8 protein-coding genes and 1 pseudogene are annotated in these 8,162 nt (G+C 59.9%); 4 read left to right on the top strand and 5 right to left on the bottom strand.

Features of this window, described 5'->3' with window-relative positions; all coding sequences use genetic code 11:
- Positions 1-162 precede the first annotated feature (162 nt).
- From FPZ61_RS05770 to FPZ61_RS05755, 4 genes and pseudogenes are all read left to right on the top strand, one after another.
- On the top strand, positions 163-585 hold the full coding sequence (locus tag FPZ61_RS05770) for a hypothetical protein (RefSeq protein ID WP_185467411.1): 423 nt from the start codon (positions 163-165) through the stop codon (positions 583-585).
- Positions 586-1,192: 607 nt separating this feature from the next.
- Positions 1,193-1,417, top strand: coding sequence for a hypothetical protein (locus FPZ61_RS05765; RefSeq protein ID WP_185467412.1), 225 nt, complete (start codon positions 1,193-1,195; stop codon positions 1,415-1,417).
- A 22-nt stretch (positions 1,418-1,439) separates the two neighbouring features.
- On the top strand, positions 1,440-1,691 hold the full coding sequence (locus FPZ61_RS05760; RefSeq protein ID WP_185467413.1) for a hypothetical protein: 252 nt from the start codon (positions 1,440-1,442) through the stop codon (positions 1,689-1,691).
- Positions 1,692-3,310: 1,619 nt separating this feature from the next.
- Positions 3,311-3,727 (top strand): annotated as a pseudogene (locus FPZ61_RS05755) (IS630 family transposase); the annotation flags it as partial.
- A 58-nt stretch (positions 3,728-3,785) separates the two neighbouring features.
- Here FPZ61_RS05755 and FPZ61_RS05750 read toward each other — a convergent pair.
- The 5 genes from FPZ61_RS05750 to FPZ61_RS05735 form a co-directional block, all read right to left on the bottom strand.
- The gene (locus tag FPZ61_RS05750; RefSeq protein WP_255441396.1) at positions 3,786-5,336 is read right to left on the bottom strand and encodes a cytochrome P450; all 1,551 of its coding nucleotides are present in this window, start codon (positions 5,334-5,336) and stop codon (positions 3,786-3,788) included.
- 49 nt (positions 5,337-5,385) lie between these two features.
- Positions 5,386-5,499, bottom strand: coding sequence for an IS3 family transposase (locus FPZ61_RS15870; RefSeq protein ID WP_370594268.1), 114 nt, complete (start codon positions 5,497-5,499; stop codon positions 5,386-5,388).
- A gap of 95 nt (positions 5,500-5,594) precedes the next feature.
- On the bottom strand, positions 5,595-6,353 hold the full coding sequence (locus FPZ61_RS05745; RefSeq protein ID WP_185467415.1) for a hypothetical protein: 759 nt from the start codon (positions 6,351-6,353) through the stop codon (positions 5,595-5,597).
- A 250-nt stretch (positions 6,354-6,603) separates the two neighbouring features.
- The gene (locus FPZ61_RS05740) at positions 6,604-7,101 is read right to left on the bottom strand and encodes a hypothetical protein (RefSeq protein WP_185467416.1); all 498 of its coding nucleotides are present in this window, start codon (positions 7,099-7,101) and stop codon (positions 6,604-6,606) included.
- The gene (locus tag FPZ61_RS05735; RefSeq protein ID WP_185467417.1) at positions 7,101-7,985 is read right to left on the bottom strand and encodes a hypothetical protein; all 885 of its coding nucleotides are present in this window, start codon (positions 7,983-7,985) and stop codon (positions 7,101-7,103) included. The genes FPZ61_RS05740 and FPZ61_RS05735 overlap by 1 nt, the downstream gene beginning before the upstream one ends.
- Between the last annotated feature and the right edge of the window lie 177 nt (positions 7,986-8,162).

Below are 8,162 nucleotides of genomic sequence, written 5' to 3'. Positions count from 1 at the left end.
TACAACACCTACAGACCGCATTCAGCGCTCCAGGGGCGTACGCCCCTGGAGACCCTCCAGCAGTGGAGAGCGGCCTGACCACCCACCAGCTCTCACGGGAACTGGACCAGCAATGGGGGTCACGTCACCCCGTCGTTATGTAAATGTTGTCTTCACTGTGCGATGACCTTCACTTTCCGTCCCTGCCAGCAGGAGCTTGTCAACACCACCACCATCCGAATCAACACGATCAAATCCTTCCTTCTTAGTGCTGCTGCCTTGCTCATCGCAGCCCCTGTCGGCGCATGGGAGTGGACAGGCGGCTGCGGAGTAACCAAGGCGTCTGTTACGTCTTGCACCTTCATCAAGGGTGACGCCGCCCTTGATGGCATCACCGGCATGAACTACACCTACGTGCTGCCATCGGGCGACAGATTCCAAAGGTTCAGCCCCGACGGTGAAGGCGGTATCTGCAGCGGCAATGGCCTAATGCGCAAGAATGAAGGCGCATGGTTCAAGGTCAACACGAGCTGTGATGGCGGTTACATCATTCACTCACTGCCTTCCGGTCATTCGATGCTTATCGAAATTTATGCGACACCCTAAATCAGTCATGACCTGCACCCATCGCCCTTACCTCCTTTGCACACGCCACTTGAGGAAGAACATTCTTTTTGCTGGTGCTACTCTGCTGATCGCAGCACCAGCACACGCTGAGGACTACAACTGGAGAGCTTGCATGTTTAACGGCACTTCGGACCCCTGCGACCTCGCAGGCAGCAGGTATTCCGCGACTCTGACCTTCCGAAAAGATGGCAAGCGGATTCGTGTAGAGAAAGTCGGAGCAGACTACCCATGCGGAGACGGCAGTGCTGATGAGTGTGGCAAGGCTCTGATCACTGAAACGAACGGTCGCTCCACGTGGGCGTCCTATCGCTTTGCCAGTGACTCCAGCACTTGGTCATTGCGCAGCACACGAGGCAACATCTATGTCATACCTTACAACTGACTCCACACCACATCCAATCCAAAGAAATCAAATCATTTTGCTGCTGCTGCCCTGCAGATCGCTGTTCCTGCCGCGGCCCAACCCTTCAATCAGGTGCACACCAGTTCAATGAACGGCATCGAGTGTCGTACCACACTCTCCAGTTCTGGAGGCAGCTTTAGCAACTCCCGCACAATCTGTATGACGTATGCACAAGCTGACGCCATGCGCGCCAATGCCGAGAGGGTTCAATACGAAATCAAGGTCCGCCAAAACCACGCCTACGCAGGAGCAACGAAAGCTCTTGGTGTTCCAGCAACCTGCCACGAAGAAGCCCAACGTTCGGCTCTGGAGGTACCAGTCAATAGCACCATCACCAGGTTTATTTACGACTTGAGATCCTCCGTCTGCAAGAGCGCCTTCCTGAAGGCAGCCGGCGTCGATTACTGATTACCCACCGGCACCACCCGTGATGAAACTCCTCCCTCTTGCTGCTGCTGCCCTGCTGGTGGCTGCTCCTGCCCAGGCGTCTGACGCCTGCCTGCTGAAGTTCCTCCCCGGCAACCCCGACGGCGTGAGTGCCGGTCGTGTGGAGCAGGCCGGCATCCGCTTCGTTGAGAACGGCGTCACCTACTTCGGTGTGCGTGGCGGCAGGTTCAATGCTGCCAGCGTCGAGGTGCTGACGGCGGCGTGCGACACGCTCACAGACGAAGGCACACCCTGACCACCCCGCATCCCATCCCATCCCATCCCATCAATTCCTCCGATGAAGCACCTACTACTTGCTGCCGCTGCCCTGCTGGTGGCAGCGCCTGCGCAAGCTCAATCTCAACTTGTAACCCTTTATTGTTCTGCCCCTAACGGTGGCAGAAGGTAGTAGATTTCACAAGAAATTACAAGGACTTAGCTGGGTTCGAGAAAGATACATGTTTTCAATCCCAGAATATGGGACCTGCTCAGTAAGTGGATACTGCAACTTTATATGGCGCAACGCAGACGGAAAAAAAGTCAAGATAACTACATTTGGCTATGGGCATCCCCTTCTGAACTGGTCTTTAGAGTGACGCCAGAAAAAGACCTTCTATAGGGCATCTCGAAAAATGCCGGTTTATCCTAGAAACACCGATTAATACTCATGTCCTAGCCAACGTCGGCCTTGGCCAGTGGTCGCGGCAAGGCCATCTTCTCGAGGTGCTCTGAGGCCACTATCTTGAAAAGTAGATAAAGCAATGTGATCAGGTTAGCTCCATGGGCTAGAGACTCGCCAGTTGATTAGCCTATGCTTCTTGCCAGATGGACCGGACTACGTGAAAAGGGTTCTCACTTCTTCCTTAACTGGCCTTGCGGGACTGCTGTTACCTATAACAGCAACAGCGAGCCCTTGCTTTGATATTGCTGTCCAGCAGTACAGCAAGGCGAGGGTCGTCTTGGAGGCACCATTTAATTATGCGCAAGCAATCAGGACCCAAAGCCCTGTTACAAAATGCATAATAGACGACCTCTATCTTGGCGATTACTATTTGAAGATCAGCTGCCTTGATGGCTACAAGTATGAGATCGGAACCTCAGGGTATTGTGGAAGAAGTGGACCTCCAAACTGCGAAAAAGCAATCGTGACCTCCCCATCTGGGAGGAGATCTTTCCATCCGGTCTCCGCGTTGGGTGGCCAAAAGTCCTGCACTCAGAATGGCGCCCAACTAGTAGTCACAAACAAGATTATCTACGATGGATTTGACATCCTGATCGTAACTACGCATCAATTCAGATCAGGCGAATAGACATCAGCCTATCTTGTCATCAATTCCCTGACTGCCAAGGCGCCGCAACCTAGAAGGCCCACCTGTGGATCGGGTTAATATCGTGACTTTAAGCAGTACATCTTTATTGACCGAGTTTGCTTAGCACAAGTTTTGCTTGTGTTCTCAGAACAGTCATGGTGCTGGTTCTTGGATTGAGGTGGTCTGGCTTGTCTGGAAAGGACCCATCGTTAACCTCTGAGGAGGAACACAACGCTCGTGTCACCAATCAATAAATCCTGAAGCTCGTCGGTCCACACCTTGGCCTTGCCTGATACCAGGTGATCGCATATCGCACCGCATCAGCCGCATGGTCACAGCATCCGTCCGCCACGATCTCTGGATCTCTTGGGTGCCGGGGCAGGCTGGGGACGGTGGCCTCAAAGCCCTCGCAGGCTGGTGACCAGAGCAGCCATGGCTGGGTCTGATCCCTGCGGGTTGCATGCAGTCTGTTCCTGACCATGTTCCAGCCCACCGACACTGGGGTCTTCGCTTTCTCGGCACGCTGGAGCCGTACTCCGGCATGACTAAACGGTGACACACGAAATACATCCGCCACGGCACCACCACCCTGTTCGCCGCCCTCGACGTGGCCACCGGTGAGGTGTTCACGCAGTGCAGACCACGTCACCGGCACCAGGAGTTCCTGGGCTTCCTGCGCCAGATCGAGAAATCAGTGCCGGATGACCTGGACGTGCACCTGATCGTGGACAACTACTGCACCCACAAGCACGCCAAGGTCCGCTCTTGGCTGGCGCAGCGCCCCCGCTTCCACGTGCACTACACGCCCACCTACGCCCCCTGGCTGAACCAGGTGGAGCGCTGGTTCGGGATCATCACCCAGCGGGCCATCCGGCGGGGCAGCTTCTCCAGCGTCAAGGAACTGATCGCCAAAATCGAGCAGTTCGTGGGGGCCTACAACAAGACCAAGGCCCCGTTCAACTGGACAGCCACAGCGGATTGAATCCTGGAGAAGCTCCAGCGACTTTGCTCGCAAATCTCCGGGACGGGACACTATTGGGTCAAGCGACTGTCCCCGCCCCTGCGAGACTGCCACGCTTCATAGGACGCGGCCGGATGCGCACAGGCATGCCGTCGACGGGATAAATGAGCAGGTTCTGCTCTTGGTCCTCCAGGGAAGCCTCCCCGTTGACCAGCTCCCAATCGTACAAGCGCAACAACTGGGCCAGCATCACCGTGGCCTCCAGCATCGCCAGGTGTTCCCCGATGCAGCGGTGGGGGCCTGAGCCGAAGTCAATCATCGGTGGTGCAGAACGTTCGCCGCCGTCATGTAGCCAACGTTCCGGCAGAAACTCCAGCGGCCTGGGGTAGGTCTGAGGATCCCGCCCGGCCCCCAGCATTGACCAGATCAGGCTCGTTCCAACCGGAATCCGGCCGACGCCTTCAACCGAGGTCTCCTTCACCGCCTGCAGCGAGGTGGATCCCGAAGCCACCGAGAACAGCCGCAGCGTTTCCTTGATGACACCACGGACGTAGTCCAGCGCGCCGATGCACGCTGGCGTCAGCCCGCCATGTTCATCCCAGGCCTGGTCGACCTCCTGTCTGGCCAGGGCCAGCACCTCGGGATGCACGGCCAGAGACCCGGCAGCAAAGGAGAGGGTGTGAGCGGTGGTGTCGGTACCGGCGATCAGAAACTCGATCGCCTCGGCGATCAGGGAGTCCTGGTCGTAGCGAGGCTCCTTTGCCGCCATCTTCATTAGCAGCGACTGCCGAAACAGAGGCGTGATGGGGGTGCCGTCGCCGACGTCCCCCTCCCGCATGCGCAGGGCGAGGGCCACCCGGGGGGCGATCAGGTCCTCCAGCCGCCGGCGGGCAACCCAGTACTCACGGGAGGCTCGCGTGGGGAGGAACTTCATCCATCGGCTCTCACCGGTGGCAAGGCGGAGGAAGCGGTACCCGAGCACCCCCATGGCCTGATAGTCACGGGCAACATCCAAGGGTGGGCCCTCGGGACTCTCGGCCCCGTCCTGTACAGGAATACCCAGCATCAGGGCCGCGATGACCCGCATCGCCATCTCTACGAACAGGGGATCCAGGGCTACGGCCTCGCCGGGTGACGCCTGCCGTATCCGCTCGATGACCCCTTCGCTGGCCTGCAACAGCAGCGGCAGATGGGCGGCGGTGCTGGCGGTGGTGAACTCGGGATTCCAGGCCCGTCGCCGCCACTTCCATTGCGCGCCCTCCTCACCGATCAGGATCGGGCCGTGCATGTCGTTCCAGGCCCGCCGCGTGCCGGGGGAGCGGACCAGGCAGCCGGAACGCATCCCCTGCACGATTGTGGTCTCGATCAGGGCAGGCCTACAGAGCACGATCACGGGCTTGCCGGCCCAGTACACGTACACCGGCCCATGGGTCTGGTTCCAGACATGCAGGAGCTGGAAGAAGCGCTTGTGGCGCACGGCGTCGAGCAGCTCGGGGATGTTGCCGAGCAGGGGCATCCCCCGCGGCCCGGGCAGCTGTCGCAAGGGCGCAAAGTGCCGGCGTCGCCGCCAGGCCCACCAAGCAAGAAGCCCTGCAACGCTGAGGAACCAAGGAGTCAGCAGAGTGATCAACGGCTAAGGGGTCGAGATGGTGGGGTTCCCCCGATTTCGTGAACACCGATCAGGGGTTCACAGGCGTGAGCGTACAAGCGGCGATGAACTGCTGCTCGTAGTCGATCGGACTGACGTAGCCGATCGTTGAATGGCGGCGTTCAAGGTTGTAATACCCCTCGATCCAGAACGCCAGATCGTGCTGCTGCTCTCGGGGTTGAGATCAGGACTTCTGACTGAAACTGTTACCCCTTGAGTGTGGGGCTTTCACAAGCATCCCTAGCTCAGCGGCTCCAGATTGCACCTGCAACGTGGATGAGCAGGGATTGGTGGGAAGGCAGTGCGATCAGCTGCTATCCGTAGATGCAGTGGCCGACAGATTGAACACACCCCTTCATCTGCTGTTGTCACCCATTGCCAAGCCCTTGGCTGCACCATTGACGGTGCGGTATTCCAGGTGATCTCCTGCTGGGTCTGTGCGTGCTGCCAGAAGGCGCTGTCCACGGTGACCTGCAAGGCATTGCGAACAGTGGCGCCGATTGCGGCGGCCGCTTCACTGGCCAGTGCACGAGCGCGTTGGTCACGCTCCCAGCCAGCCCTGGTGGCGGTCTCCACCCGCCGGAGCAGCTGCTCCATCCAGCGGGAGGGGCTGGCTCGCCTGGTCCAGTCCGCAAGGCTCTTACCGTCCACTTCCACCGCTCGCAGCAGCATCGCTGCATCCAGCTGCGGAAAATCGGTGCGGCTGCCAGGCAGGCGACCTGCAGCGCGGCGGCGGATTTCAGGCGTTGAGGCCGCCAAGGCCCTGCTCAGTTCAGTCGCCAGCGCATCATTGATGGGGGCCAATATGGCTTCGGCTGGCCCATTCACTGCCACCAGTCGCTGTAGTGCCGATTCACGGTCAAGCTTTCCATCAGGCAGTGCGGCGATCAGCTCTTCCAGCTTTCCGATGGCATTGACCACCACAGGCTCCAGTGCTTCGAGGACCAGCTGCTCTCGGCTTTTGACGTAGAGGTCCAAAGCTTCACCGTATTCGCTCATCGTGGCCACCTCAGCGCCTGCTTGTAACTCAGAACAGTTTGCTGTTTGATCTCAACAGCCTGTCGCTCAGAAGTGCTCCGTAGGGCGAAGACGCGCCAGCTGTAGCCGTCTTTTGGTGGCATGTCTGAGGTGCTCAGAGCCTCATTCTAAAGCCAGTGATGAGCGCTACGAATTGCCAGCTATTCCCAGAACTTCTGGTGGCTCAGCACAGCCGCACCTGCTCGCCGAGCACATTCACCTAGCAGCTGGTTCAGAGCTCAGACCAGTAGTTGCTTGGCTGGGTCGGGCTTGGCTGCTCGAGCCGCTCCGCACGGGCAACTGCCCCCCTCCCTATGTCGCGGGCATCCCACACGCTGATCCCTTCCGGTTGGCTGGCTGCGATCTCTGAGCGGTGAGCCCTGACCAACTCGCAGATGGGTTTGTTGCCCCCTCGGGCGGTGATATCTCGGTAGACCCAGAAGATACGGATCAGGCCGTGCTCACCCTCGACTCTTTCCAGAATTCCGTCGATGGGCACAACACCAGAAGGCCGGCAGACAATTTCTCCATAGAGCCGGCGAGAGGCCTGCTCGGTGAGCCGCACGCAGCATCGAGGAGCCAGCGACCTCCACAGCTCACGCAGCCTCAAGGCCTCTCTGCGGCGGTTCTCGTTGAGCTGACGGATACCAGGCTCTGCCAGTCGGGCCAGGGCCTCCTGCTGGCCCAGCAGGGCGGTGTCGGACCAGTTGAGGCTGTTACGCAGCCCCATCACCAGACCCTGTAGTTCGTGGAGCCGCTCGTGTACCTGCTGCCGTACCAGGCCACCGCGTACCTGACCGCATCCACGGCATGGTCAATTCCGGTGCCGTCGGCGATCACCTCCACGTCCCGGGGGTGCGTCGGCAGGCTCGGCATGGTGGCCTCCAGGCCCTCGCACGCCACGCTCCACATCAGCCACGGGCGCTCGTGATCCACCCCGGTGGCCTTCAGCCTGTTTCGCAGCATCGACAAGCCCACATTCACCGGGGTGCGTGCCTTCTCCGCCGGCAGCAGCCGCACACCGCCGGCCCTGAAGTCCTCAGCCGTTGATCCCTTCTCACTGCCCGTCCGGTTGAACACCGCGTCATCCGCCAGGACCTTCAGATCCTCAGGCTCCACACCCCACCGCTGCAGCCACTGCCGCAGCACCCCAGCCTGCTCCGCTGAACTCAGGCACGGCCCCCGCCGCCAGTCCCGCCGGCCGCCGGCCCCAGGTGCCGCCAGATAGAGCTCATCAGCCAGCAACAGGCTGCCCTTCGGGCAGTCGATGAACGGCGGATCCGGGATGACCAGATAGAACACCGAAGGGGCCGAATAGCCGAAGTCGCCGCACACGAAGGCCCTGGGGCTGTGCGTCTTGAGGTTGATCTGCCCGGGCCTGATGTCCACACGACACCGCGCCGGACTCCAGCAGCTGGCGAAGAACGACCCGCCCAGGTCCAGATCCCACCGGCCCTCCAGCAGCGCCGCCAGCATCGCCGGGTCTCCCCCGGCCATCAGCTCGACGTTGCGCTTGTATGCCTCCCAGTCGATGTGCGGGTTGATGCTGGCGTTGGCCGTGACAAACACCACCCACTTCTCGTAGGTGGCGCTCCAGAACCGCTTTGGCTGCATCGGCCCAGGCAGCCCAGCAGGTAGCGCAAACCGCTCCTTCAGCCAGACGTGACCCGGGCCTCCGGGGTTGGCCAGGAAGATTTGCCTTGTCTGTACCCCAGGCTTTGCTCTGATGATGCCGGCGAGGGTGTCGTAGAAGTCAGGTGAAGGCATCACACCTACCTCATCATGGATGGC

Source organism: Synechococcus sp. BSA11S (assembly GCF_014224355.1).
In the GTDB taxonomy this organism is placed as follows: Bacteria; Cyanobacteriota; Cyanobacteriia; order PCC-6307; family Cyanobiaceae; genus Regnicoccus_A.
Note: the sequence above shows the minus strand (reverse complement) of the source record. Positions and strands in the feature narration are given on the sequence as shown.